We start from the raw sequence: 21,456 nt of genomic DNA, 5'->3' as shown, positions 1-21,456 counted from the left end.
TCAGGCATCTTCTCCTGTTAATAATTCATCATAATCATCTTGTGTTTTTTCCGCTTGTTCTTTTTCTACCGGTTTATGTTGCGGATTATCAAAATAGGCTTTAAGCATATCATGAGCAATCGGGCCGGCGGCAGAAGAACCGCCTTCTCCGTTTTCCACAAACACGACTACGGCAATAGACGGTTTTTCGCCCGGATAGGCCCCAAAGGCCATAAACCAACCGTGATCAGCCCCATGCGGATTTTGGGCCGTTCCCGTTTTTCCGTAAACGTCAATATCTTTAATTTTAGCGCGGCGCGCCGTACCGTTATCCACCGTATGCTTTAAGGCTTTGAATAATTTATCATATGTTTCGGGCTGTAACTCGGCCACTTGTAAAATTTCCGGTTTACCTACAATCTTCGTTTTTCCGGTTTGGTTACTGACGATTTTGGATACATAATACGGACGGTACACATTTCCCCGGCTGGCTAAAGCCGCCGCGAATTGCGCCAATTTAAGCGGCGTAACTAACAATTCCCCTTGACCGATAGATAAATTGAGCGTATCTCCGATAAACCAGTACGATTTATTACGCGCCCGACGCGTAGGTCCATACAAATTGCCGGCTTTTTCACCGGGCAAATCAATACCGGTCGGACGGCCAAACATAAACATACGTTGCACACGTTCAATAGCGGCAGAACCCATTTGGGCGGCTATCGCATAAAAATACACGTCGCAAGAGTGAGCCATTCCTTCCCAAAAATCAACCGGTCCGTGCGTTCCCCAACATTTGAAAATACGCGGGCCGGAATCATATTTGCCATAACACGAAATTTTGCGTTCCGTATCAAACGAATCGCTTTCCAAAGCCGCCGCACCCGTAATCACCTTGAAAGTAGAAGCGGGCGGATAAATACCTTGTATGGCTAAATTATATTCATTGATTTTTTTAGAAGTAGGAGCAAGCATTTGATCGCTATAAGGAACAAAAATATTCGGGTCATATTCCGGAGCACTGGCCATGGCAAGTACTGCCCCGGTACGAGGATCTAATGCCACCGCGGCCCCACGCCCCGTAAGCGAGTTTTTTAATCCTTCCTGTGCGGCTTTTTGGACGGCAAAATCAAGTGTTAAATATACATCACTGCCGGCTGCCCATTTTTTATCTTCAATAATACTTTTTACGCGGCCGCGGTAATCTACTTCCAAAAATACGCCGCCGTCTTTGCCTTTTAATTCTTTTTCGTATTTTTGTTCAATACCGTTCTTGCCGATTTTGCTCGTTAAACGATATCCTAATTTATTATCGCGTTTACGCCATTGGCGTTCATCCATACTTCCTAAATACCCGAGCAAATGGCTGGCAAAATCACCATACGGATAGTGGCGTTTTGTTTCCTCAATCAAATAAATACCGGGATAATAGTATTGCAACTCTTGCAACGCTACCGTGCTGGGAGTAGATAAATTTTCCGCCAGCAAAACCGATTTGCCGCTTTTGGCGCCCGTATGTAATTTTTCCAACAATTCTACAAGCGACACATGCAAATAGGGCGCAAAATCACGCGCCAAACGGTAAAAAGAGGCAGGGTCTTGTTGGCCACCCAAATAATACAAACTAAATGACGGCGCATTAGACGCAATTTCCACACCGTCCGCCGTAAATACGCGGCCGCGAGGAGCCGTTTGGTATAAGATTTGTGTACGGTTACGTTCGGCCAATTGCAAATAATCGTTATGACGCAAAATTTGTATATCAATCAGGCGTACAGCAATCACAATTCCGGCGATTACTGCCAAAACCATCATAGTTTTCAAACGCTGATTAAATAAAATTTTGGTAACTGTTGCCATACGTTTTTTTATTACAATCGTTCATCTGTCATAAAATCGTAGCACATCAACCGAACGATAGCAAAGACGATTGGGGCGAGCAATGCCCCCACCACGGCTCCGCCGAATAAACTGCCAATTCCCGGCCAAAAAGATGCGGGCGTAAACCAGGCTAACAAGATATGATTGCATACGCCGACCATACACGTTAGTAAAAATACAATCACTACTTGCGATATGATTCCGGAAAAATCAATCCGGTCGCGCAAGGTGTACATAATAAGTGCCACAAACGTAAATAAAAAGGCGTTATTGCCAAACAATTTAACTCCGAAGAAATCTAAAAAGAGTCCGCATAAAAACACAATCGGGTAACCGATTTCCAACGGAATAACCGTACACAAGGCAATCGCAAAAACCAACATAAAATTCACGTTAAGTTCCGCATACGAAAACAGCGTCGCAAATCCCCAGTGGCAGATGGTGGCTAACACAAATAAAACAAATAACTTACAAATTTTCCACATAAACAGGCTCCTGTTTAGAAAGCACAAAAACTTCCTTAACGGCAGACGACCGTACAGCCGGGTCTATTTCAATCGTGCGGGCGGTTTGGAAACTGCCGTCATCGCGTATAGCACGCACCGTTCCTACAAAAATGCCCGCCGGGAAAATACTGCTATTTGCAGATGTAACTACTTTATCCCCTTTGGAAACCTCGGCTTGCAGCGGAATATATTTAATGCGAACGGCCCCGGATCCACCACCGACAAGTAATCCTTCTTCTTGCCCGTTTTCCAACATAACCGCCGCTGAAAAATCTTCATCACGGACCAGTAGCACTTTAGAAGTATTTTCCGAAACTTCCACCACAACACCGGCTAATCCGTCTTGGCCTTGTTCCAAGGATAATACAGCGCTGCGTTCCCGAATGCCATCTGCCGATCCTTTATCAATGGTGACGGTGTTCCATTGGCTAGGCTCGCGGTAAGCCACCTTAGCCCATATACCTTGCCAAGGCCAGGCCGATTCCAAATCTAACTCTTCGGTTAAGCGTTCGTTTTCCTTAAATACAGTTTCGGCTTGTGTAGCGCGAAGATGTTCCATTTCTATTTGTTGTTTTAAGCGCAAATTTTCTTGGTGGGTTTCCAATAATTCCTGTACCGTTTGGTGTACCCCTTGTGCATATTTAACCGTTCCGTGCGCGGCCCGTATCGGCGGAATAAAAATATAAGACAATACCGTTTTGACAGAAACGACAATGCCCTCCAACGGCAAAATCATAAGTAAAAACGATAGGAGCAAAAAGACTACCGGAAAGAAAAACCGGCGTCGGTTACCTGTATAAACTTTTCGGGTACGTTTTCGTGTAACAAGAGCCATAATAAAATCAAAATTTATCTATACAAACCAAAAAGCGGACACGGCTTTTCTTTCAAGCAGTGTCCGCTTTCCATAAGAACCGTAGAGCAAGTTAGAAAGATTTGCCGCGCGAACTGAAAAAGCGCGTTCCTTTTTCGTTAAGTTGTTCCAAAAACTTGCCCGTCCCCAATGCTACACAACTCAGCGGATCGGCTGCGCGGTGCACCGGGATATCTGTTTCCTTGCGGATGAGTTCGGTAATACCCCGTAAAAGACTTCCGCCACCGGCCACCACAAGCCCTCTGTCCACCAAATCGGCAGCGAGTTCCGGCGGTGTTTCTTCCAATGTGCTTTTGATAACATCTAAAATCAAACGCACCGGTTCCATTAAAGCCTGACGGATTTCTTCGGAAGTTACGGTTAAGGTACGCGGCAAACCTTGTGTCTGGTCGCGGCCTTTTACTTCCATGGATCTTTCTTCTTTTAACGGATAAACTGAACCTAAATTAATCTTTACTTCTTCGGCAGTCGTTTCGCCGACGATTAAACTGTATTTTTTGCGGAAATATTGCACAATACACTCGGTTAATTCGTCTCCGGCAACATCAATAGATTTGGCTACTACCATGCCGCCTAATGAAATAACCGCTACTTCCGTCGTACCTCCGCCGATATCCACAATCATGCTGGCATGCGGTTCGGCGATAGGCAAATCGGCACCCATGGCCGAAGCCATGGGTTCTTCGATCAAATACACTTCCCGCGCGCCGGCTTGGCGGGCGGCATCATCAACGGCCCGGCGTTCCACGCCGGTAATGTCCGAAGGGATTCCGATTACAATGCGGGGACGTAACAGACTGCTACGGCTATGTACTTTACGAATAAAGTAACGAATCATTTCTTGTGTTACTTCAAAATCCGCAATTACACCGTTTTTCATCGGGCGAACGGCTACGATGTTGGCAGGCGTGCGGCCTAACATTTGTTTGGCCTTAGCGCCTACGGCTTTAACTTCACCGGTTTCTCTTTCCACCGCGACGACGGACGGCTCACGAAGTACAATGCCTTTATCCTTGACGTAAATCAAGCAGTTGGCTGTACCTAAGTCCATCCCTAAGTCCGAGGAAAAAAGCCCTCCTAAATAGTCTATTACCATCGGTTGCCTCTTAATCAACTAATTTTACAATGGCTACTTCCGCATTGTCCCCTTGGCGAAGCCCTGCGCGGTAAATCCGGCAGAACCCACCCGGGCGGTTGGCGTAACGGGCCGCCAACACTTCGGCTAATTTTTTGCAAGCCGCTTCATCTTTCAGGGTTTCTTTCGCAGCAGCCATATTGTTGGCTTTGGCTAACGTAATCAACCCTTCCACCACGCGGCGTACTTCTTTGGCTTTTTGAAGCGTTGTCTTGACTTCTTCGTGCAAGATGATGCTGGTAGCCATGTTGTTTAACATCGCTTTGCGGTGAGAGGCGGTTTTGCCTAATTTCCGGTATCCGGTATTCTTAATCATACTGAAAGTTACTCCTTAAATTTTCATACCCAAAGAAAGGTGCATTTCTGTGAGTCTTTCTTTGATTTCGTCCATAGATTTTGCCCCGAAATTTTTAATCATTTTCAGGTCGTCTTCGGTCATTTTAACCAAATCGCGTACCGTGTGAATGTTTTCGGATTTGAGGCAGTTAATGGAACGGGAAGATAACTCAATAAATTCAATAGATTGATTGAGCAAATCTTCCTGTTTGCTGGAAGCGGCCGTAGCAGCCGGCGCAACGACCGATTCTTCGGCAACTTGGTCGCTGGTGGTGGCTACGCAATCGTCTTCGCCTTCAATCGTAAAGATATGAAGAGAACCCGATAACAATACCGCTGCGCGGTGCAAGGCACGGGCCGGTTCTAATGTACCGTCGGTGGTAATTTCCAAAATCAAACGGTCATAGTCGGTCTTTTGGCCTACGCGCGCCGGTTCCACATCGTAATGGACTTTTACAATCGGCGAGTACAACGAATCTACCGGGATAAATCCGGCCGGACGTTGGACTTTGGCGTGTTCCTCGGCAGAAACGTATCCTTTGCCGCGGGTAAGTTCAATTTCAATATCAAGCGCCCCGCCGACTTCTAACGTAGCAAGCACGAGATCTTTATTGACAATTTCTACGCCGTCCACTTCTTCAATGTCCGCCGCCGTAACAACGCCGGGTTTGGAAGCGTGCAATTGCACATATTCTTTGGCCTTGCCTTCCATTTTCACACGTAAGTGCTTAAAGTTAAGCAAGATATTGATAACGTCTTCGCGCACATTGGGAATCGTGCTAAATTCGTGTACGGCTCCCGCGATGCGTACGGCGCTAACTGCGGCCCCTTCCATACCGGAAAGTAAAATCCGGCGTAAGGAATTTCCTACGGTGTGACCATAACCGCTTTCATACGGTTCGGCAATAAATTTGCCATAGAAATCAGACGCAGTTTTTTCTTCCAACTGAATTTTTTGAGGAAGAACCAATTCATTTAAAGCCATGTAAGCCTCCAAACTATTATTTAGAATAGTATTCTACAATGAGCTGCTCATTGACAGGGTAGGACATTTCCGCTCTGTCGGGCCATCTTAACAATTTACCGGTCATTTTTTCGCCGTCATATTCTAAGAAACTCGGGCGTTGGTTATGTTTTTCCGCTTCGGTTAAACCTTGTTTGACCATGACGTTTTCTGCCATAGATTTATCCAAAGTTACCTTGTCGCCGATGCGCAATTGGTAAGACGGCACATTGACGGCTTTGCCGTTGACCGTTACATACCCGTGCAACACGATTTGGCGCGCGGCCTTGAGCGATACAGCAAACCCTAAGCGGCGAACGACGTTATCCAACCGGGTTTCCAATTTGCGTAAGAAATTTTCACCGGTTTGTCCTTCGGCTTTGGCAGCAGCATCAAACAAATTGTGGAACGGAATTTCCGACATACCAGATTGCCATTTGGCTTTCTGTTTTTCTTGTAAGCGGATACCATATTCCGATACTTTTGCTTTGCGTACTTTACCACCGCGTTTGGTGGCAGCGGCCAACTTGTCCATGACACAGTTGGTGTAACACTTCGTTCCTTTAAGGAACAATTTGCAATCTAATTTTCTGCATTTTTTGCAGGCAGGTCCTGTATATCTTGACATAAAAATTATACTCTCCGTGCTTTAGGCGGTCTGCATCCGTTGTGCGGGATGGGGGTGATGTCTTTAATAGAAGACACGAGAAGTCCGGCTTGTTGGACGGCACGAACGGCCGTTTCGCGGCCTTGACCGGGCCCACAAACCTTGACGGCTACTTCACGCATACCAAGCGCATAGGCTTTTTCGGCCGCTTTGTTGCTGGTGATTTGCGCAGCAAACGGAGTAGACTTCTTGGTACCTTTGAAACCATGGGAACCGGCGGTAGACCAAGCAACGGTGTTGCCTTTGTCATCGGAAACGGTTACGATGGTGTTGTTAAACGAGCAATAAATATGCACGACACCAAAAGCCGGGGCTTTGGAGTTTTTCTTTTTTGCTTTCGCCGCAGGCGCTTGGGCCGGTGCGGACGAGGTTACTTTTTCTTCTGCCATAGTAAAATTCCTTCTAAAAGTTATTTGGTTTTAGAACCCACGGTTTTTCTTCTGCCGCGGCGGGTTCTGCTGTTGGTTTTGGTGCGTTGGCCGCGTACGGGCAGATTGCGGCGATGGCGCTGACCCCGATAGGAGCCGATTTCAATCGCGCGGTGAATGTTTTGCGCGACTTCGCGGCGCAGTTCGCCTTCCACTTTGTATTCTTTCTGCAAAATGGTGTTGAGCAAACCGGCTTGTTGTTCGGTCAAATCTTTCACGCGGGTAGCGGGGTCAATTTGGCCTTCTACTTTAGCAAGCACTTCTTTGGCGTTTTTCTTGCCGATGCCGTAAATGTATTCCAATGCGACATCAATTCTTTTGTTTTTCGGTAAATCAATACCTGCGACTCTAGCCATATTTCTCTAAAACTCCTGTAAATTAACCTTGGCGTTGTTTGTGTTTTGCTACTTCGCAAACCACACGAACTACGCCGTTGCGTTTAATAATTTTGCATTTCTGACATATCTTTTTTACACTGGCTCTGACTTTCATTTATTTCTCCCTATAAGTTATTCTGCCACGGGTTAAATCGTACGGAGATAATTCCAACTTCACGCTGTCTCCCGGCAGAATTCTTATATGATGAACTCTCATTTTGCCGGATATGTGTCCCAGAATGACTTTGCCGCCTGCAATTTCAATTTTGAACATTGCATTGGGAAGCGCTTCTAAGACTTTACCCTCAACTTCTATTTTGTCACTCATACAACTCCGAGTTCGGATTAAATTGTCGGAACAAACACCGCGTCGCGTTTTTTACTTCTTAAACGCGTCCGATGTGTTATTCAAAAGCAGTGAGAATTTCACTGCCGTTAGCGGTAACGGCTATCGTATGTTCAAAGTGGGCCGCATAACTGCCGTCCAATGTGACCACCGTCCAACCGTCATCCAACTCCCTGACTTTATAAGTTCCCGCAGTAAGCATGGGCTCAATCGCCAAGGTCATTCCCGCTTCTAATATCGGGCCGGTGCCCGGTTTGCCGAAGTTGGGGATGTTTGGCTCTTCGTGCATATTGCGGCCGATTCCATGCCCGCAATAATCGCGAACGACTCCCATGTTATGTTGCATGGCAAATGTTTCCACCGCGTGCTGCGCGTCACCAAGACGGCGGCCCGGTTTGATTTGCCCGATGGCTTTGTATAACGATTTTTTCGTTACGTCCATCAATTTTTGGGCTTCCTCAGAAACTTTTCCCACGCCGAGCGTGATTGCGGCATCCGAACAGAAACCGTCAAGGCGGGCTCCTGTATCGATACTGATAATATCACCACTCTTTAATATTCTATCTTTTTTTGGGATTCCGTGCACGACTTCTTCGTTCACAGACGCGCAAATACTGCCCGGAAACCCGTAATACCCCAGAAAAAGCGGCGTCGCTCCGAAGGAACGAATCGTTTTTTCCGCAGCTTTGTCTAACTCCAACGTAGAAATGCCCGGTTTGACTAGCTCGGTCATTTGCTTAAGAACCGCAGCCGTCACCTTTCCGGCGGCGCGCATACGTTCAAGTTCTTGTTCGTTTTTTACTTCAATCATTTTATTTCTCAAGGATTTTTGTAATATCCTCAAAAACTTTTTCCGGCGTTTGATTGCCGTTCACTTCCACATATTTCCCGCTGGTCTGGTAATAATTTTTTACCGGCAGCGTGCTGTTGCGATATACTTCTAAACGGTGTGTAGCACGTTCGGGAGTATCATCGGGACGCGTGTATAATTCGCCGCCGCAAGCCGAACATTTTTCTAACGGGTTTTTTATATCTACACGCAAAATCGCACCGCATTTTTTGCATTGTCTGCGCGAGCAAATGCGGTTGACAACTTCTTCTGCGGGAAGATCAATCATAATGACGTGTGTAATCGCGCGGTTCAAGCGTTGCATCATAGCATCTAATGCTTCGGCTTGCGGAACCGTACGCGGAAACCCGTCAAAAATAATTCCTTTGTCCGTAGATTTGACGATTTTCTCCAACATCTGCACCATCAGTTCATCCGGTACCAAATTGCCTTTATTGACAATTTCGCCCAATTGTTTACCTAACGGCGATCCCGATGCAATTTCTGCGCGCAAGACATCGCCCGTAGAAATATGATGCAACGGAAATGTTTGTAACAATTTCGCAGATTGTGTGCCTTTACCGGCACCCGGACATCCCATTAAAATAATGTTCATAAATTACTCTTTTACTGCTAAAATTTTTCCTGCCAAACCGGGATAGTTTGTGGAATTTTTGGGAATTTCTTCCCTCCACATCCAACTTAATAGTTTATGGGTTTTTGAGGAGATTGCTAGGCGTGTAGCGGCGAAGCTTACTTCGTTAAGCGAGCCGCGTAACAACAACGCAATCTCCCAAAAACACAAAACTATTGGCCGACGTTAAACCAGCGGCCTTTAATTCTTTTGGACCCTTTCATCAGCGGTTCATAGTTACGCGCGAGTAAGTGCGCTTGCACTTGCCCAACGGTATCTAACGCCACGCCGACTACGATGAGCAGCGCGGTGCCACCGAAGTAAAAGTCCACGTTAAAATACGCACGGAAGAAGTCCGGCAAGACCGCAATCAAACAAACAAAGATGGCGCCGCAGAACGTCAAGCGGTTCATGACCCATTCAATGTAGTTTTTAGTCGGTTCACCGGGACGGATTCCGGGAATAAAACCGCCCCATTTCTTCATGTTATCGGCTAAATCAGACGGGTTAATCGTCATAGAGTTATAGAAATAACAGAAGAAAATAATGAGCGCCGAAAACAGCAACATGTACCATGTACTGCTATGGTTCATGGCACCGAGCAATTTTTGTGCCCATTCGGCTTCTTGGTTAAAACTTGCAATCGTGAGCGGCAACGAAATTACAGACGACGCAAAGATAACCGCGATTACACCGCTTTGATCAATCTTAAGCGGTAAATAACTGGTTTGTCCGCCGTACGCTTTATTGCCTACTTGACGTTTAGCATATTGTACCGGGATTTGGCGTTGGGCCGTTTCCAACCACACCACCAAGGCCGTTACCACAGCCACTGCGCCGAAAATAAGTAACGCGACAAACAAATCCATTTCGTCGGTTTGTACGCGTTTAACGACTTCCATAATAGCACTGGGCAAGCGATCCACGATACCCGCAAAGATGATAAGCGAGATACCGTTTCCGACGCCTTTTTCGGTAATTTGTTCACCCAGCCACATCACAAACATCGTGCCTGCAGCCAAGGTTAAAACCGTCGTCACAAAAAACAAAAAGGACGGATTGACCACCGCCGATACGCCGCCCACACCCGTTACGCGGGTGATGGCAAACGTCATCATAGAGCCTTGCAAGACGGCTAAAAACAGTGCAAAAATACGGGTAATCTGGTTTTCTTTTCTTCTGCCGGATTCCCCTTCTTTATGCATGCGGTCCAATGCCGGGAAAATATGAGCCCCGCGCACCAACCCCATAATGATGGAAGCGTTAATGTACGGCATGATACCTAGCGCCAATATGGAAAAACGCCCCAATGCACCGCCCGAAAAGATATTCATAAAACCTAAAATACCGTTTTGGTGGGCTTGGAACAATTGTTTTAATACTTCCGTATTGATACCGGGTATAGGGATTGCAGCCGCAATCCGGAAAACAGCGAGCGCCCCGAACACAAAAAGTAAGCGCTTTCTGAGTTCGGGTGCGTTCAAGATATTTGCAACTGTATTATTTGCCATTATTTGGTCTTCTGTTCAATAACAGTTACGGTGCCGCCGGCTTTTTCAATGGCCGCTTTCGCGGTAGCGGAAAAACCATGAGCAGACACTTTTAACGCCTTGGTGAGGGTGCCGTTTGCAAGCACTTTCACGCGGGTAACATCATGAATGATACCGGCTTTTTTCAAGGCTTCGGGGGTAACTTCCGTTCCCGCAGCAAAAACTTTTTCCAACGAGCCAACGTTTACATAATCGTAGCGTTTGGCAAAATCTTTATTGGAAAAACCGCTTTTCGGCGTATGGCGGATCAAAGGCATTTGTCCGCCTTCTTTGCTTTCTTTGCGGGTGTTACCGGAGCGGGAGGTTTGACCTTTCATCCCTTTGGTGCAGTAGTTGCCCAAACCGGAACCCGGCCCGATGCCCAAGCGTCTTCTTTCTTTTCTAGACCCATGTTTAGGGAAAAGTGTATTTAAACTTACCATAATATTTTCTCCTCCCCTTATTTAGCCTCAGCGGATTCGGTTTTTACTTCTTCCGCTTTGGGGGTTTCTTGCGCCGGGGCGGCTTTGCCGCGAATTACATTGACGGCTTCTTTGCTTTTAAGTTGCTTGAAAGCCTCTAACGTCGCATAGACCAAGTTGCACGGGTTGGTGCTACCTAAACTCTTGGCCAAAACGTCCTTAATGCCGGCGGCTTCAAACAACAACCGCACACCGCTTCCCGCGATTACACCGGTACCGGGAGCAGCCGGTTTCATCCAAACCGACGCAGCCCCGAATTTACCGATCGTTTCATGCGGAATCGTTTCGCCGACAATCGGGAACGTAATCATGTGTTTGCGCGCATGGGATTCAGCCTTGGAAATAGCCAACTGAACCTGATTCGCCTTGCCAATAGCAACGCCCACTTTGCCCATGCCGTTTCCGACAACTACGAGCGCGCGGAAGCCAAAGCGTTTACCGCCTTTGACTACCTTGGCCGTTCTGGCAACGTGGATAACCGTGGTTTTACCTTCTACCGCCGGTTTTGCTTTTTGAAACTCGGCTCTTTTGCCTTTCGCTTCTTTTTTATTTTCGCTTTTCACGAGCGTTTCATTGGACATTAAATTCACCTGTAACTTAGAATTTCAATCCTGCTTCTCTGGCAGCATCGGCTAACGCTTTGATTCTGCCGTGATAGACACGTCCGCCGCGGTCAAACATCACTTCGCTAATGCCTTTGTCTAAGGCTTTTTTAGCAATCGCAGCACCGAGGGCTTTGGCCGCTTCAATGCTTTTGCCGGACGTTTCAAATTTGCCTTCAAATTCTTTAGACAACGTCGTAGCAGACACTAACGTGCTGTGGGTGTTGTCGTCAATGATTTGGGCATAGATGTATTTTAAACTTCTATACACCGACAAGCGCGGCCGATGCGCACCGTTTTTCAACAAGTGCTCGCGGCTGCGGTCTTTGCGGAATTGGTATCTTGCTTGTTTAGTAGCCATAATTATTTACCTCCCGCCGCAGTCTTACCGGCTTTGCGGACGATGTGTTCGCCTTGGTATTTAATACCGCTGCCTTTATAGGGCTCCGGAGGTCTGATTCTTCTGATTTTGGCCGCGAAATCACCTACTTTGAATTTGTCGCTGCCTTTAATCGTTACCGCGCCGGATTTCGGATCTACCACGACGGTTAACCCTTCGGGAATATCCAAATTGACGGGGTGAGAAAAACCCAATTCCAAATTGAGTTTTTTGCCGGCTACGCTGGCGCGGTATCCTAAACCGTTGATTTCCAATACTTTGGAAAAACCGTTTGTTACACCTTCAATGATGTTGAATACGTTAGCGCGGGTAGTACCGTGTAAGGCATTGAGTTCTTTTACGCGGCCTTCGGCTACGGTGAAAGTCAAGGCGCCGTCTTTAAGTTCCGGGGTAATACCGGCCGGTACTGTGTAAGACAACGAACCTAACGCACCCGTAGCGGTGATTAAATTGTCTTTAATTTCCACTTTGGTTTTAGCGGGAATATTGATTACTTTTTTACCGATTCTGCTCATATTCCCCCCTTACCACACTTGGCACAACAATTCGCCGCCGATTTTTTCGGCTTTGGCTTGTGCGTCCGTCATAACACCTTTGGAAGTGGACAAGATCGTCACACCGAAGGCACCGCGGACTTTGGGGATATTGTTATACGCACTGTACACGCGAGAACCCGGTTTGGAAATACGTTTCAAACCTTGGATTACACATTCGTTTTCCGGCGTATATTTCAAAAATACCCGTACCACGCCGCCTTTGGTTTCATTGTGGACGGCTTTGAAATTGGCGATATACCCTTCTTCTTTGAGTACGCGCGCAATTTCGGTTTTGATTTTAGAAAAAGGGATATCCACTTTTTCTTTTTTCTTCATATTGGCATTTCTTATTCTGGTTAAGAAATCTGCAATTGGATCCATATACTTAAGTTTTCGTCCCAAGCCACTTTCTTTTTCAAGAGTTGGCCCGAAAGCGAAACTTCCTCCTGTAAATTACCAGCTCGATTTTCTAAGACCCGGGATTAAACCCTGGTGTGCCATCTTTCTCAGGCAGATACGGCAAAGGCCGAAGTCGCGATAGTATCCGCGCGCACGTCCGCAGATTTGGCAGCGGTTGTGATAGCGCACAGCGAACTTTTGGTCTTTCGCCATTTTTGCAACCCATGCTTTAGTAGCCATAAAGTTTTGCTCCTCTTATTTGGTCGCCTTGCGGAACGGCAAGCCCATGTAATCCATGAGCATGCGGCCGGTTTGGTCGTTTTGGGCAGTGGTAACGAACGTAATGTTCATACCATGAGCCTTGGGCGATTTTTCCACGTCAATTTCCGGGAAAATATAATGTTCTTTAATACCCAAGTTCAAGTTGCCTTTGCCATCAAAACTGGCATTGAAACCCTGAAAGTCGCGGATGCGCGGGCAAGCAATGCAGATGAAGCGTTCCATAAACTCATACATCTTGGCACCGCGTAACGTTACGCGCACACCAATCGGCATACCTTCTCTTAACTTAAAGTTAGAGATAGATTTTTTAGCGCGGCGCACTTGAGCGGCTTGACCGGCAATAGCGGTCAAATCTTCTTTGGCCAGTTCCAACGCTTTGATGTCTTCGCGGGCATCTTTTACACCGATGTTGATGACGATTTTGGTCATTCTCGGTACGGCCATCGGGCTTTTGACGTTCATGTCTTTAAGCAAAGCCGGAAGCACTTTTTCTTTATAGAGGGCTTGCAAGCGGGGTTGATACCCTGCGGGAGCCTTCGTTACGGTTTTTGTTTCTTTTTTCGTCATGTTACTTACCTAGATTAAATGATCGGCTCATTGCATTTGCGGCAGACGCGCGTTTTGGTGCCGTCAGCAGCGATTTGCACTTTGGGCGTCATGGCTTTTTTGCATTTGCCACAGACAACAGCAACGTTAGAAGCGTCTAACGCGGCTTCCATCTTGATAATGCCGCCCTGCTTATTTTGGGAAGGTTTCACGTGTTTGGAAATCATGTTAATTCCGGTTACCACAACGGTATTTTTAGACGGATTGACCGATTTCACTTCACCCTTCTTGCCTTTGTCTTTACCGGACAAAACTAAAACGGTATCTTTTTTCTTGATAATCATACTATACCACCTCAGGAGCGAGCGAAATGATTTTCAAGAAATTCTTTTCGCGCAACTCTCTAGCAATCGGGCCGAATACACGGGTGCCTTTGGGTTCGCCATTATCGTTGATGATGCAAACGGCATTGTCATCAAAACGAATGTACGAACCGTCTTTTCTTCTCTTTTCACGCGCTACGCGCACTACTACCGCGCGTACCACGTCGCCTTTTTTAATGGCAGAGGTCGGGATCGCATCTCTGACGGAGCACATAATGACGTCTCCCAAAGTTGCGATATCCCGGTGGTGGCCACCGCGCACCTTAAAGCATTGTACTTTACGGGCGCCGGAATTGTCGGCCACATTGAGGATGCTTCTTAATTGAATCATACTTTTCTAACTCCAGTTTTTACAAACTAAGCTCTGGCTTTTTCCACAATTTTGGAAACACGCCATTTCGTCGTTTTAGAAACGGGACGGGTGCTCATAATTTCCACTTTGTCGCCGATTTTGCTTTCATTTGCTTCATCATGCGCGTGGAATTTGGCTGCTCTTTTGAGCGTTTTGCCGTAGCGTTCATCATGCACCAAGCGTTCTACGGAAACGGTGCGGGTTTTGTCCATTTTATCGGACACGACGACGCCGGTCAGCACTTTTCTTTTGCCACGAATTTCTTTTTCCATGGTTTAGCCTCTATTTTTGCTCTTTCTTTTGGTTAATCAGCGTTTGCAACAGAGCAATTTCGCGTCTTACAGCGCGGATTTCCATCGGGTTGGCGATGGGCGTCGTGCTGTGTTTGAAAAGAAGGTTGAATTTCTTTTCTTGGGCTTTGCTAAGCGCTTCGCTCAGTTCAGCCACGGTTTTGTTTTTCAAAGCTTCTTTTTCGTTCGTTTTCATAAACTACCTTCTCGTTACTAATTTGGTTTTGATGGGCAGTTTATCAGAAGCCAAGCGCATTGCACGCTTCGTATCTTCTTCAGAAGCCCCTTCCAATTCAAACAAAATCCGGCCCGGTTTTACGACGGCAGCCCAATATTCGGGCGCACCTTTACCTTTACCCATACGGGTTTCGGCCGGGTGTTTGGTGATGGCTTTATCCGGGAAAATGCGAATCCACAATTTCCCTTTTTTCTTAATAAAGCGGGACAAGGTTACACGGGCCGCTTCAATTTGGCGGGCGGTAATCCATTTGGGTTCTAATGCTTTCAACCCATATTCGCCGAAGACCACTTCCGTTCCGCGTTTGGCATTGCCTTTAATGCGCGGGGCGCTGAAGGGTTTGCGGTATTTAACTCTTTTAGGCATCAACATAAGTCAAATTCCTCTTATTTCGCTTCTACGGCAGCAACCGTTTCTTCAACGACGCCTTCCGTAGCGGCGGTTTCCATGTCGCGGTGTTTCTTGAGTTCATTCATAATCTCTTTGGGAGATTTGGCGAAGTGAGTTCTCTTGAAAATCCAGACCTTGATACCAATTTTACCGCTAACGGTGTTCGCTTCGGTAAAACCGTAATCAATATCGGCGCACAGCGTGTGGAGCGGTACGCGGCCTTCACGTTTCCATTCCGTGCGGGCAATTTCCGCACCGCCTAAACGACCGGATACCATAATTTTAATACCCAGCGCTTTGCCGGAAAGGGCTTTTTCAATCGCTTTCTTGATAGCGGCACCGTAGTGGGCACGTTTTTCAAGTTGCATGGCGATATTTTGCGCAACGAGTTGGGCATCGGTTTCCGGGTTTTTGATTTCTACTACGTTCACAAAGGTTTTGCTGCCGGTGAAGGCTTCTAACTCTTTGCGTAACGCTTCAATATCAGCACCTTTTTTACCGATAACCACACCCGGGCGGGCCGTGTGAATGTTCACACGCAAGAACGCACCGGCTCTTTCAATACCTACATAGCTGATAGCAGCCATGTTGAATTTGTTCTCAACGATTTTGCGGATTTCAAAATCTTCTTTGATCAAAGCGGGCATATTCTTCGGAGCGAACCATCTGGAACGCCAATCTTGAATATAACCTAAGCGAATTGACCGGGGGTGAATCTTATGTCCCATAGTTTAGCGACCTCCCTTTTTTTCGTCGGTTACAATAACCGTCAAGTGGCACATGCTCTTTTTATAGGGCATCGCACGACCTTGCGGGCCGGGTTGCACTCTTTTCAAGTGGCCGCTGGGGCCTAAGTTGGCAAAGGCTTCTTTAATGAATACTTTGCTGAAATCCAGTTTCTTGCCGGCTTTTACTTCTAAGTTGGCAGCAGCGCTGTGAAGCGTCTTGGCTACTAAATCAGCAGTACGTTTGGCTACGAAAGGAAGTACATCTTCCGCCGCCTTGACGTTTTTTCCGCGGATTTGGTCAAGCACTAAGTTCACCTTGCGGCTACCGAAGCGTTGAAATTTTGCTTTTGCACAAGCTTCCATATCAAATCCTCAACTCTTATTTTAAGGCGGTGGAATCTTTCGTCATACCACCATGACCTTTGAACAAACGCGTGAACGAAAATTCACCGAGTTTGTATCCTACCATACGTTCGGAAACGTAAATGGGAAGAAACTTGCGGCCATTATGTACCAAGAAAGTATGACCTACAAATTCCGGTACAATCGTGCAGGCTCTTGCCCACGTCTTGATAGGTTTTTTTTCATTGGAAGCGTTCATTGCTTGAACTTTTTCCAACAGGTTTAAATCCACAAACGGACCTTTTTTAGTTGATCTTCCCATAATTATTTAACCTTGTTTTTTCTTCTATCGCTCACAATCATCCAGCCGAAGGCTTTTTTGGTGGAGCGGGTCTTCAAACCGCGGGTTTGTTGGTTCCACGGAGAGCGCGGGATGTTTCCGCCTTTACCGTGACCGCGGCCACCACCCATCGGGTGATCCACAGCGTTCATCGCGCTACCGCGTACGGTAGGACGTTCTCCGCGATGGCGGTTGCGCCCCGCGTTACCGATTACGATGTTGCCATGGTCGATGTTACCGACTTGACCGATAGTCGCACAGCAATCGCTGGGCACTAAGCGGATTTCGCCGGACGGCATCTTGATATGGGCATAGTCCGATTCCTTGGCCATAAGTTGCGCTTGGCTGCCGGCGCTGCGCGCAAGTTGCGCACCTTTGCCGACTTTAAGTTCAATTGCGTGGATAAAAGTACCTTCAGGAATGTTTTTAAGAGCAAGGCAGTTACCCACTTTAATATCTGCAGCCGGGCCGGACATTAACGTATCGCCCACTTTTACACCGAGCGGATGCAAGATATATCTCTTGTCGCCGTCGGCATAGTTTAACAAGCAAATACGGGCGCTGCGGTTCGGATCGTATTCAATAGATACGACTTTGGCCGGCACACCGTATTTTTCGCGCTTGAAATCAATTTGTCTGTAAGCACGTCTGTGTCCACCACCGATGTGGCGAACCATAATCATACCGGTATTGTTTCTTCCACCGGTTTTGCGAAGACCTTTCGTTAAGCGCTTCTCGGGCGTGGTCTTGGTAATATCGGAATAATCCGACACCGTGATCGTGCGGCGGGAAGGAGTGTAAGGTCTAAATGATTTAATAGGCATAGTTAGTAGTTCTCCTTATTCTACTTCGAAGCGGCTTCCACCATTTCGATTTTATCGCCTTCTTTCAAGGTCACAAACGCTTTTTTATAGTCAGGCCGTTTGCCCTCAAAGCGACCCATACGATGGGTCTTACCCGTGACGGAAATCGTGTTAATCTTAGTAACGGTTACGTTAAAGATGGTTTCCACCGCGGTTTTGATTTCGCCTTTGGACGCATTGGCGGCTACGATAAAGCCGTAGCGGTTATGTGTATCGCGTTCAATGAGGCTTTTTTCCGTTAAGAGCGGTTTTTTCAAGGTTGTATAGGTGGTCATTAGTTGGCCTCCTTGCCGAACGTGCTGGTTAATTTTTCTACCGCTTCTTGGGTCAAAATGACCTTCGTGCAGTTAAGCACCGTATAAGCATTGGCATCTTGCGGCAACAAGCGGGTTAACCCGGCAATATTGCGGCTGGCCAAAGCGGCATTTTCGTCAGCAAAATTATCCATCACGAGCGGTTTGCGCCCGGCAGATAACACGTTCATAATTTCAGCAAACGCATGGGTTTTGGGTTCTTTGAGTTTCAAAGAATCTAATACCACCACGTTTCCTTCCGCCATTTTGGCAGATAACGCCATTGCTAAGGCCGCGCGGCGTTTTGCCACGGGCAAGTATTGGCGGAACGAATGCGGAGTCGGCCCGAAGGCGATACCACCGTGACGGAATTGCACAGCACGCAACGACCCTTGGCGGGCGCGGCCGGTGCCTTTCTGTTTCCACGGTTTTTTACCGGTACCGGAAACTTCGCTGCGGGTTTTGGTATCCGCGGTGCCGCGTCTTTGGTTGGCCAAAAAAGCGGTGACGACTTCGTGCAAGAAAGTGGGATTGGGTTTTACACCGAACAAACTGTCGGGCAGGTTACATGTCCCTTTCTCTTTACCTTTGATATCTAAAACTTTCGTTTCCATGGTCAAAGTCCTTATTTCTTGTTAGCAGCCTTAGAAGCAGAGATCTTCTGTTCTTGAGGAGCCACATAGTGTTTTTTGAATTTAGAAGTTTCTAAAACGGAAACGATAGAGCCTTTGGCTCCCGGAACGGAACCTTTTAAGAATAAAAGACCGTTTTCGTTGTCCACTTTGATAACTTCAATTTTGGCTACCGTGTGGGTAGTGGTACCATAGTGACCAGCCATGCGTTGACCGGACAATACTTTACCTAACGAGCGGCGGGAACCTAAAGACCCCGGAGCGCGAGAGCGGTCGGATTGACCGTGCGAATCCGGTTGGCCCGCAAAGCCGTGACGCTTCATCGCGCCGGCAAAGCCGTGCCCTTTGATTTTCCCTTGTACGTCCACATAGTCGCCGGGTTTAAAGATTTTATCGAGTGAAATGACTTGACCGATTTCAAAGCCGGCTACATCGGCAACACGGCATTCTTTCATGTGTTTGACCGGAGCCACATTGGCTTTTTTGAAATAACCGAGTTCAGGTTTGTTCAGTTTGCTTTCTTTCACTTCGCCAAAACCCACACAAACGGCATTGTAGCCGTCTTTTTCTTGGGTTCTGACACGCACAACCTTGCACGGGCCCGCTTTTACAACGGATACACCATGCAGATTGCCCTTTTCATCAAAGAGTTGCGTCATCCCGATTTTTTCGCCGATTACAAAGCGGAAAGTTTCAGGAGCCTCTTTGACAGTTTCTGCTTTGGCCGGTTCAGCAACGGGCGTTGCCTCTTGGGCACCAGCAGCATTTTGCATTTCTTCTGTCATAGTTCTTGTTTCTTCCTATTAGTTGCTTTTAATGGCCACATCTACACCGGCGGGCAAATCCAATTTCATGAGTTCGTCCACGGTTTTAGAGGTGGGGCTTTTCAAGTCAATGAGACGTTTGTGAATGCGCATCTCAAATTGTTCTCTGCTCTTTTTATCGGTATGAGGAGAGCGAAGTACGGTGTACTTTTTAATCCGAACCGGTAACAAGACAGGACCCGCTACGAGCGCACCTGTTTTTTGCGCGGTTTCTACGATGCGCGCAACAGAGGCGTCTAACATGCGATGGTCATAAGAACGCAATTTAATGCGGATTCTTTCTTGGCCAATAGTATTGGCTTTTTTTGCTGTTTTTTCTGCCATTTTTAATTTTTCCTTCTCTGTTTTTGTAACAAATTTCTACAAAAAATTTATCGGCAGAAAACCCCTTTCCGGTTCGATTTCTTCGTCGAGCCGGTTAGGAATTTTTTGCCTTACTGCTAATTTAATACCATTTTATTATATCAAATTAGCGGGCGTTTGTGCACGCAATTTTTAGCGGTTTCACCCTTGCGCATAAAATTGCGCCGCACTAAAATCCTGATGGATATATTGTACTATAAATAACGGCTTGACGCAATAATTTATCAAACGCACAAAATTCAAAAAACAATTTTTTGAATTTTGTTGCTTACCGCCGATACAATTTTCCACATTTGGCCGTCTTTGCGGTCCCTTGCCCTTGACGGGCCATACAGGCACGCCTATACGGGCAACTTGCCCCGCAAATACGGCTCAAATCTGAAAAATCATCTTATCATCTACTTTTTTCGGAATGAAACCTTGTAAAATTTGCTATACTAACTAGCGGAAAAACTGTTTTGGGGAAGATATGAAAAAAGGATTTTCGCTTATCGGATTTTTACTGGCCGCGTTACTGATCGGCCTTTTGCTTAAACTGATGATTGCGCCGTATCAAAAAACGACTACAAACACTAATCAGCCGCAGCATATTCAAACCCAAAGCCAAGCCAAACAAACCGTAGATCACGTGCGCGCCACACTGGAGAAAGCCCAAAAGGCATCTGCCCGGCAACGCGCCGAAGCAGGATTGGATTTTTAATATGATGAAGATGTCCGCCATCGCCAAAACAATTCTTATAGGGCTGATTGTGGTCCCCGGGGTTGTTTTATCGGTAGGATTTTCGCTCTTGATGTCATGGCCGATAATATTGGTAACTATCGGACTGGCCATTTTAGCCGTTCTGTACTTTAAGAAAACCATCCATTGTACCGGGCAAATTATCAACCGAATTGATGAACGTAAAAACTTTATTATACTCTCTTTGATGGCGTTGCCCTTTGTATTGCTATCATTAGGTCTTATGGTCCGGGTTCTTTTTAGCGGCAATTGGCAACTAATCGGAGCGCAATTACTCCTTCATCCCTTATCATTATCTTTATATTTATCTCTTTATATTCTTATACAGGATACAATACTGTTGTTAAAAAAATAAATACTATGACATTAAACTTCAAACTTAACATTGTAAAAGATTATCCAAAACCGGGTATCAATTTCATTGATATTAACCCGCTGTTACAAAACCCGTCGCAATATGCGGCTGTTATTGACGCTTTTTGCGATACGATTAAAAAGTCCGGCGCTGACTTAACCAAAACCGCCATTATCGCTCCCGAAGCGCGCGGATTTCTGTTTGCCGCGCCCGTGGCACACACTTTACACTTGCCCTTGATTTTGATTCGCAAACAGGGCAAAATTCCCAACAACCCCTATGCGTTTCATATTACCAACGAATATACCTCGTACAATATGGAAGTGGATAGCGATTTATTAGATAACTTTTCCCAATTTATCTATATTGATGATATTTTGGCTACCGGGCAAACATTAGCCGCGGTGCGCCAAGCCTTAAAAGCCAAGGGAAAAGAAATTGTGCTTTCCGTTCATTTAACCGACGTGGCCGACTTAAAAGCCATGCGCGAGAGTAACGCCGAGTTACGCGGCCTACCGATAGAAATTATCTTATAAAACCTATACACATGCTA

General features: G+C 46.5%; 37 protein-coding genes. 3 read left to right on the top strand and 34 right to left on the bottom strand.

Annotated features, from left to right (window positions below):
- The 34 genes from mrdA to rpsJ form a co-directional block, all read right to left on the bottom strand.
- Positions 1–1,839: a penicillin-binding protein 2 gene (mrdA, locus tag ACQY3H_RS04125; protein WP_428075142.1), complete on the bottom strand. Its 1,839-nt coding sequence runs from the start codon at positions 1,837–1,839 to the stop codon at positions 1–3.
- An 11-nt stretch (positions 1,840–1,850) separates the two neighbouring features.
- Positions 1,851–2,345, bottom strand: a complete 495-nt coding sequence (locus tag ACQY3H_RS04120) for a hypothetical protein (RefSeq protein WP_428075140.1) — start codon at positions 2,343–2,345, stop codon at positions 1,851–1,853.
- Positions 2,329–3,102, bottom strand: a complete 774-nt coding sequence (gene mreC, locus ACQY3H_RS04115; RefSeq protein WP_428075138.1) for a rod shape-determining protein MreC — start codon at positions 3,100–3,102, stop codon at positions 2,329–2,331. The genes ACQY3H_RS04120 and mreC overlap by 17 nt, the downstream gene beginning before the upstream one ends.
- Before the next feature lie 190 nt (positions 3,103–3,292).
- A complete protein-coding gene (locus ACQY3H_RS04110; RefSeq protein WP_428075136.1) occupies positions 3,293–4,336 on the bottom strand; it encodes a rod shape-determining protein in 1,044 nt (347 codons plus the stop codon).
- A gap of 10 nt (positions 4,337–4,346) precedes the next feature.
- Positions 4,347–4,691 carry a 50S ribosomal protein L17 gene (gene rplQ, locus ACQY3H_RS04105; protein ID WP_428075134.1) on the bottom strand — a complete coding sequence of 115 codons (345 nt, stop codon included), beginning with the start codon at positions 4,689–4,691 and terminating at the stop codon, positions 4,347–4,349.
- A 15-nt stretch (positions 4,692–4,706) separates the two neighbouring features.
- Positions 4,707–5,696 (bottom strand): DNA-directed RNA polymerase subunit alpha, encoded by a 990-nt coding sequence (locus ACQY3H_RS04100; protein WP_428075132.1) that lies wholly within the window; start codon positions 5,694–5,696, stop codon positions 4,707–4,709.
- Positions 5,697–5,712: 16 nt separating this feature from the next.
- On the bottom strand, positions 5,713–6,342 hold the full coding sequence (gene rpsD / locus ACQY3H_RS04095) for a 30S ribosomal protein S4 (RefSeq protein WP_428075130.1): 630 nt from the start codon (positions 6,340–6,342) through the stop codon (positions 5,713–5,715).
- A 5-nt stretch (positions 6,343–6,347) separates the two neighbouring features.
- Positions 6,348–6,770, bottom strand: coding sequence for a 30S ribosomal protein S11 (gene rpsK, locus ACQY3H_RS04090; protein WP_428075128.1), 423 nt, complete (start codon positions 6,768–6,770; stop codon positions 6,348–6,350).
- Between the two features lie 20 nt (positions 6,771–6,790).
- Positions 6,791–7,165: a 30S ribosomal protein S13 gene (gene rpsM, locus ACQY3H_RS04085; protein WP_428048679.1), complete on the bottom strand. Its 375-nt coding sequence runs from the start codon at positions 7,163–7,165 to the stop codon at positions 6,791–6,793.
- Between the two features lie 22 nt (positions 7,166–7,187).
- Positions 7,188–7,301, bottom strand: a complete 114-nt coding sequence (rpmJ, locus tag ACQY3H_RS04080) for a 50S ribosomal protein L36 (RefSeq protein WP_177746066.1) — start codon at positions 7,299–7,301, stop codon at positions 7,188–7,190.
- Complete coding sequence (gene infA, locus ACQY3H_RS04075) at positions 7,302–7,514, bottom strand: translation initiation factor IF-1 (RefSeq protein WP_428075125.1); 213 nt, start codon at positions 7,512–7,514, stop codon at positions 7,302–7,304.
- 76 nt (positions 7,515–7,590) lie between these two features.
- Positions 7,591–8,343, bottom strand: a complete 753-nt coding sequence (gene map, locus ACQY3H_RS04070) for a type I methionyl aminopeptidase (RefSeq protein ID WP_428075122.1) — start codon at positions 8,341–8,343, stop codon at positions 7,591–7,593.
- A gap of 1 nt (position 8,344) precedes the next feature.
- A complete protein-coding gene (locus ACQY3H_RS04065) occupies positions 8,345–8,977 on the bottom strand; it encodes an adenylate kinase (protein ID WP_428075120.1) in 633 nt (210 codons plus the stop codon).
- A gap of 191 nt (positions 8,978–9,168) precedes the next feature.
- Positions 9,169–10,506: a preprotein translocase subunit SecY gene (gene secY, locus ACQY3H_RS04060; RefSeq protein WP_428075118.1), complete on the bottom strand. Its 1,338-nt coding sequence runs from the start codon at positions 10,504–10,506 to the stop codon at positions 9,169–9,171.
- Positions 10,506–10,967: a 50S ribosomal protein L15 gene (gene rplO, locus ACQY3H_RS04055; protein ID WP_428075116.1), complete on the bottom strand. Its 462-nt coding sequence runs from the start codon at positions 10,965–10,967 to the stop codon at positions 10,506–10,508. The genes secY and rplO overlap by 1 nt, the downstream gene beginning before the upstream one ends.
- Before the next feature lie 17 nt (positions 10,968–10,984).
- Positions 10,985–11,587 carry a 30S ribosomal protein S5 gene (gene rpsE / locus ACQY3H_RS04050; RefSeq protein ID WP_428075114.1) on the bottom strand — a complete coding sequence of 201 codons (603 nt, stop codon included), beginning with the start codon at positions 11,585–11,587 and terminating at the stop codon, positions 10,985–10,987.
- 16 nt (positions 11,588–11,603) lie between these two features.
- Complete coding sequence (gene rplR / locus ACQY3H_RS04045) at positions 11,604–11,969, bottom strand: 50S ribosomal protein L18 (RefSeq protein ID WP_428075112.1); 366 nt, start codon at positions 11,967–11,969, stop codon at positions 11,604–11,606.
- Positions 11,970–11,971: 2 nt separating this feature from the next.
- Entirely contained in the window at positions 11,972–12,523 is a 552-nt protein-coding gene (gene rplF / locus ACQY3H_RS04040; RefSeq protein ID WP_428075110.1) for a 50S ribosomal protein L6, read from the bottom strand.
- A 9-nt stretch (positions 12,524–12,532) separates the two neighbouring features.
- Positions 12,533–12,925, bottom strand: coding sequence for a 30S ribosomal protein S8 (gene rpsH, locus ACQY3H_RS04035; RefSeq protein WP_428075107.1), 393 nt, complete (start codon positions 12,923–12,925; stop codon positions 12,533–12,535).
- 72 nt (positions 12,926–12,997) lie between these two features.
- Complete coding sequence (locus tag ACQY3H_RS04030) at positions 12,998–13,183, bottom strand: type Z 30S ribosomal protein S14 (protein ID WP_087289315.1); 186 nt, start codon at positions 13,181–13,183, stop codon at positions 12,998–13,000.
- Positions 13,184–13,198: 15 nt separating this feature from the next.
- Positions 13,199–13,792 carry a 50S ribosomal protein L5 gene (gene rplE, locus ACQY3H_RS04025; RefSeq protein WP_428075105.1) on the bottom strand — a complete coding sequence of 198 codons (594 nt, stop codon included), beginning with the start codon at positions 13,790–13,792 and terminating at the stop codon, positions 13,199–13,201.
- A gap of 14 nt (positions 13,793–13,806) precedes the next feature.
- Positions 13,807–14,115 carry a 50S ribosomal protein L24 gene (gene rplX / locus ACQY3H_RS04020; RefSeq protein ID WP_428075103.1) on the bottom strand — a complete coding sequence of 103 codons (309 nt, stop codon included), beginning with the start codon at positions 14,113–14,115 and terminating at the stop codon, positions 13,807–13,809.
- Between the two features lies 1 nt (position 14,116).
- Complete coding sequence (gene rplN, locus ACQY3H_RS04015) at positions 14,117–14,485, bottom strand: 50S ribosomal protein L14 (RefSeq protein WP_428075101.1); 369 nt, start codon at positions 14,483–14,485, stop codon at positions 14,117–14,119.
- A 26-nt stretch (positions 14,486–14,511) separates the two neighbouring features.
- Entirely contained in the window at positions 14,512–14,778 is a 267-nt protein-coding gene (gene rpsQ, locus ACQY3H_RS04010; protein WP_428075099.1) for a 30S ribosomal protein S17, read from the bottom strand.
- A 10-nt stretch (positions 14,779–14,788) separates the two neighbouring features.
- The gene (rpmC, locus tag ACQY3H_RS04005) at positions 14,789–14,992 is read right to left on the bottom strand and encodes a 50S ribosomal protein L29 (protein ID WP_428075097.1); all 204 of its coding nucleotides are present in this window, start codon (positions 14,990–14,992) and stop codon (positions 14,789–14,791) included.
- Positions 14,993–14,995: 3 nt separating this feature from the next.
- Positions 14,996–15,406 carry a 50S ribosomal protein L16 gene (gene rplP / locus ACQY3H_RS04000; RefSeq protein WP_428048664.1) on the bottom strand — a complete coding sequence of 137 codons (411 nt, stop codon included), beginning with the start codon at positions 15,404–15,406 and terminating at the stop codon, positions 14,996–14,998.
- A gap of 14 nt (positions 15,407–15,420) precedes the next feature.
- Positions 15,421–16,152, bottom strand: coding sequence for a 30S ribosomal protein S3 (rpsC, locus tag ACQY3H_RS03995; protein ID WP_428075094.1), 732 nt, complete (start codon positions 16,150–16,152; stop codon positions 15,421–15,423).
- A 3-nt stretch (positions 16,153–16,155) separates the two neighbouring features.
- Positions 16,156–16,515, bottom strand: coding sequence for a 50S ribosomal protein L22 (rplV, locus tag ACQY3H_RS03990; protein ID WP_428048662.1), 360 nt, complete (start codon positions 16,513–16,515; stop codon positions 16,156–16,158).
- Between the two features lie 16 nt (positions 16,516–16,531).
- Complete coding sequence (gene rpsS, locus ACQY3H_RS03985; RefSeq protein ID WP_177746033.1) at positions 16,532–16,816, bottom strand: 30S ribosomal protein S19; 285 nt, start codon at positions 16,814–16,816, stop codon at positions 16,532–16,534.
- A 2-nt stretch (positions 16,817–16,818) separates the two neighbouring features.
- A complete protein-coding gene (gene rplB / locus ACQY3H_RS03980) occupies positions 16,819–17,658 on the bottom strand; it encodes a 50S ribosomal protein L2 (protein WP_428075092.1) in 840 nt (279 codons plus the stop codon).
- A gap of 20 nt (positions 17,659–17,678) precedes the next feature.
- Complete coding sequence (locus tag ACQY3H_RS03975) at positions 17,679–17,972, bottom strand: 50S ribosomal protein L23 (protein ID WP_428075090.1); 294 nt, start codon at positions 17,970–17,972, stop codon at positions 17,679–17,681.
- Positions 17,972–18,604 carry a 50S ribosomal protein L4 gene (gene rplD, locus ACQY3H_RS03970; protein ID WP_428075088.1) on the bottom strand — a complete coding sequence of 211 codons (633 nt, stop codon included), beginning with the start codon at positions 18,602–18,604 and terminating at the stop codon, positions 17,972–17,974. Before rplD ends, ACQY3H_RS03975 begins: the two co-directional genes overlap by 1 nt.
- Before the next feature lie 11 nt (positions 18,605–18,615).
- Entirely contained in the window at positions 18,616–19,407 is a 792-nt protein-coding gene (gene rplC, locus ACQY3H_RS03965) for a 50S ribosomal protein L3 (protein ID WP_428075086.1), read from the bottom strand.
- An 18-nt stretch (positions 19,408–19,425) separates the two neighbouring features.
- Positions 19,426–19,770 (bottom strand): 30S ribosomal protein S10, encoded by a 345-nt coding sequence (gene rpsJ, locus ACQY3H_RS03960; protein ID WP_428075084.1) that lies wholly within the window; start codon positions 19,768–19,770, stop codon positions 19,426–19,428.
- A 508-nt stretch (positions 19,771–20,278) separates the two neighbouring features.
- On the opposite strand from rpsJ, the gene ACQY3H_RS03955 reads away from it, so the two are divergent.
- Genes ACQY3H_RS03955 through ACQY3H_RS03945 form a run of 3 tightly spaced genes read left to right on the top strand, consistent with a single transcriptional unit; the run spans position 20,279 to position 21,439 of the window.
- Positions 20,279–20,509, top strand: coding sequence for a hypothetical protein (locus ACQY3H_RS03955; RefSeq protein ID WP_428075082.1), 231 nt, complete (start codon positions 20,279–20,281; stop codon positions 20,507–20,509).
- A 1-nt stretch (position 20,510) separates the two neighbouring features.
- Complete coding sequence (locus tag ACQY3H_RS03950) at positions 20,511–20,903, top strand: hypothetical protein (RefSeq protein WP_428075080.1); 393 nt, start codon at positions 20,511–20,513, stop codon at positions 20,901–20,903.
- A 5-nt stretch (positions 20,904–20,908) separates the two neighbouring features.
- Entirely contained in the window at positions 20,909–21,439 is a 531-nt protein-coding gene (locus tag ACQY3H_RS03945) for an adenine phosphoribosyltransferase (RefSeq protein WP_428075078.1), read from the top strand.
- Positions 21,440–21,456 lie beyond the last annotated feature (17 nt).

It is taken from the genome of Candidatus Avelusimicrobium luingense (genome assembly GCF_902757105.1).
Taxonomy (GTDB): Bacteria; Elusimicrobiota; Elusimicrobia; order Elusimicrobiales; family Elusimicrobiaceae; genus Avelusimicrobium; species Avelusimicrobium luingense.
This window is presented reverse-complemented; position numbering and strand designations above follow the sequence as displayed.

Bases quoted from the DNA above. Each gene is read 5' to 3' on its own strand.
- rplC (WP_428075086.1), bottom strand. From the start codon at position 19,407: ATGACAGAAGAAATGCAAAATGCTGCTGGTGCCCAAGAGGCAACGCCC.
- rpsC (WP_428075094.1), bottom strand. From the start codon at position 16,152: ATGGGACATAAGATTCACCCCCGGTCAATTCGCTTAGGTTATATTCAA.
- map (WP_428075122.1), bottom strand. From the start codon at position 8,343: ATGATTGAAGTAAAAAACGAACAAGAACTTGAACGTATGCGCGCCGCC.
- rpmC (WP_428075097.1), bottom strand. From the start codon at position 14,992: ATGAAAACGAACGAAAAAGAAGCTTTGAAAAACAAAACCGTGGCTGAA.
- ACQY3H_RS04120 (WP_428075140.1), bottom strand. From the start codon at position 2,345: ATGTGGAAAATTTGTAAGTTATTTGTTTTATTTGTGTTAGCCACCATC.
- rpmJ (WP_177746066.1), bottom strand. From the start codon at position 7,301: ATGAAAGTCAGAGCCAGTGTAAAAAAGATATGTCAGAAATGCAAAATT.
- rplB (WP_428075092.1), bottom strand. From the start codon at position 17,658: ATGCCTATTAAATCATTTAGACCTTACACTCCTTCCCGCCGCACGATC.
- rplE (WP_428075105.1), bottom strand. From the start codon at position 13,792: ATGACGAAAAAAGAAACAAAAACCGTAACGAAGGCTCCCGCAGGGTAT.
- ACQY3H_RS03955 (WP_428075082.1), top strand. From the start codon at position 20,279: ATGAAAAAAGGATTTTCGCTTATCGGATTTTTACTGGCCGCGTTACTG.
- rplP (WP_428048664.1), bottom strand. From the start codon at position 15,406: ATGTTGATGCCTAAAAGAGTTAAATACCGCAAACCCTTCAGCGCCCCG.
- rpsH (WP_428075107.1), bottom strand. From the start codon at position 12,925: ATGGATCCAATTGCAGATTTCTTAACCAGAATAAGAAATGCCAATATG.
- rpsK (WP_428075128.1), bottom strand. From the start codon at position 6,770: ATGGCAGAAGAAAAAGTAACCTCGTCCGCACCGGCCCAAGCGCCTGCG.
- rpsM (WP_428048679.1), bottom strand. From the start codon at position 7,165: ATGGCTAGAGTCGCAGGTATTGATTTACCGAAAAACAAAAGAATTGAT.
- rplR (WP_428075112.1), bottom strand. From the start codon at position 11,969: ATGGCTACTAAACAAGCAAGATACCAATTCCGCAAAGACCGCAGCCGC.
- rpsJ (WP_428075084.1), bottom strand. From the start codon at position 19,770: ATGGCAGAAAAAACAGCAAAAAAAGCCAATACTATTGGCCAAGAAAGA.
- ACQY3H_RS03975 (WP_428075090.1), bottom strand. From the start codon at position 17,972: ATGACCACCTATACAACCTTGAAAAAACCGCTCTTAACGGAAAAAAGC.
- mreC (WP_428075138.1), bottom strand. From the start codon at position 3,102: ATGATTTTGCCGTTGGAGGGCATTGTCGTTTCTGTCAAAACGGTATTG.
- rpsD (WP_428075130.1), bottom strand. From the start codon at position 6,342: ATGTCAAGATATACAGGACCTGCCTGCAAAAAATGCAGAAAATTAGAT.
- infA (WP_428075125.1), bottom strand. From the start codon at position 7,514: ATGAGTGACAAAATAGAAGTTGAGGGTAAAGTCTTAGAAGCGCTTCCC.
- ACQY3H_RS03945 (WP_428075078.1), top strand. From the start codon at position 20,909: ATGACATTAAACTTCAAACTTAACATTGTAAAAGATTATCCAAAACCG.
- rpsS (WP_177746033.1), bottom strand. From the start codon at position 16,816: ATGGGAAGATCAACTAAAAAAGGTCCGTTTGTGGATTTAAACCTGTTG.
- rplQ (WP_428075134.1), bottom strand. From the start codon at position 4,691: ATGATTAAGAATACCGGATACCGGAAATTAGGCAAAACCGCCTCTCAC.
- rplV (WP_428048662.1), bottom strand. From the start codon at position 16,515: ATGGAAGCTTGTGCAAAAGCAAAATTTCAACGCTTCGGTAGCCGCAAG.
- rplF (WP_428075110.1), bottom strand. From the start codon at position 12,523: ATGAGCAGAATCGGTAAAAAAGTAATCAATATTCCCGCTAAAACCAAA.
- secY (WP_428075118.1), bottom strand. From the start codon at position 10,506: ATGGCAAATAATACAGTTGCAAATATCTTGAACGCACCCGAACTCAGA.
- rpsQ (WP_428075099.1), bottom strand. From the start codon at position 14,778: ATGGAAAAAGAAATTCGTGGCAAAAGAAAAGTGCTGACCGGCGTCGTC.
- ACQY3H_RS04110 (WP_428075136.1), bottom strand. From the start codon at position 4,336: ATGGTAATAGACTATTTAGGAGGGCTTTTTTCCTCGGACTTAGGGATG.
- rplD (WP_428075088.1), bottom strand. From the start codon at position 18,604: ATGGAAACGAAAGTTTTAGATATCAAAGGTAAAGAGAAAGGGACATGT.
- ACQY3H_RS03950 (WP_428075080.1), top strand. From the start codon at position 20,511: ATGATGAAGATGTCCGCCATCGCCAAAACAATTCTTATAGGGCTGATT.
- rplN (WP_428075101.1), bottom strand. From the start codon at position 14,485: ATGATTCAATTAAGAAGCATCCTCAATGTGGCCGACAATTCCGGCGCC.
- rplO (WP_428075116.1), bottom strand. From the start codon at position 10,967: ATGGTAAGTTTAAATACACTTTTCCCTAAACATGGGTCTAGAAAAGAA.
- rplX (WP_428075103.1), bottom strand. From the start codon at position 14,115: ATGATTATCAAGAAAAAAGATACCGTTTTAGTTTTGTCCGGTAAAGAC.
- ACQY3H_RS04065 (WP_428075120.1), bottom strand. From the start codon at position 8,977: ATGAACATTATTTTAATGGGATGTCCGGGTGCCGGTAAAGGCACACAA.
- mrdA (WP_428075142.1), bottom strand. From the start codon at position 1,839: ATGGCAACAGTTACCAAAATTTTATTTAATCAGCGTTTGAAAACTATG.
- ACQY3H_RS04030 (WP_087289315.1), bottom strand. From the start codon at position 13,183: ATGGCTACTAAAGCATGGGTTGCAAAAATGGCGAAAGACCAAAAGTTC.
- ACQY3H_RS04100 (WP_428075132.1), bottom strand. From the start codon at position 5,696: ATGGCTTTAAATGAATTGGTTCTTCCTCAAAAAATTCAGTTGGAAGAA.
- rpsE (WP_428075114.1), bottom strand. From the start codon at position 11,587: ATGTCCAATGAAACGCTCGTGAAAAGCGAAAATAAAAAAGAAGCGAAA.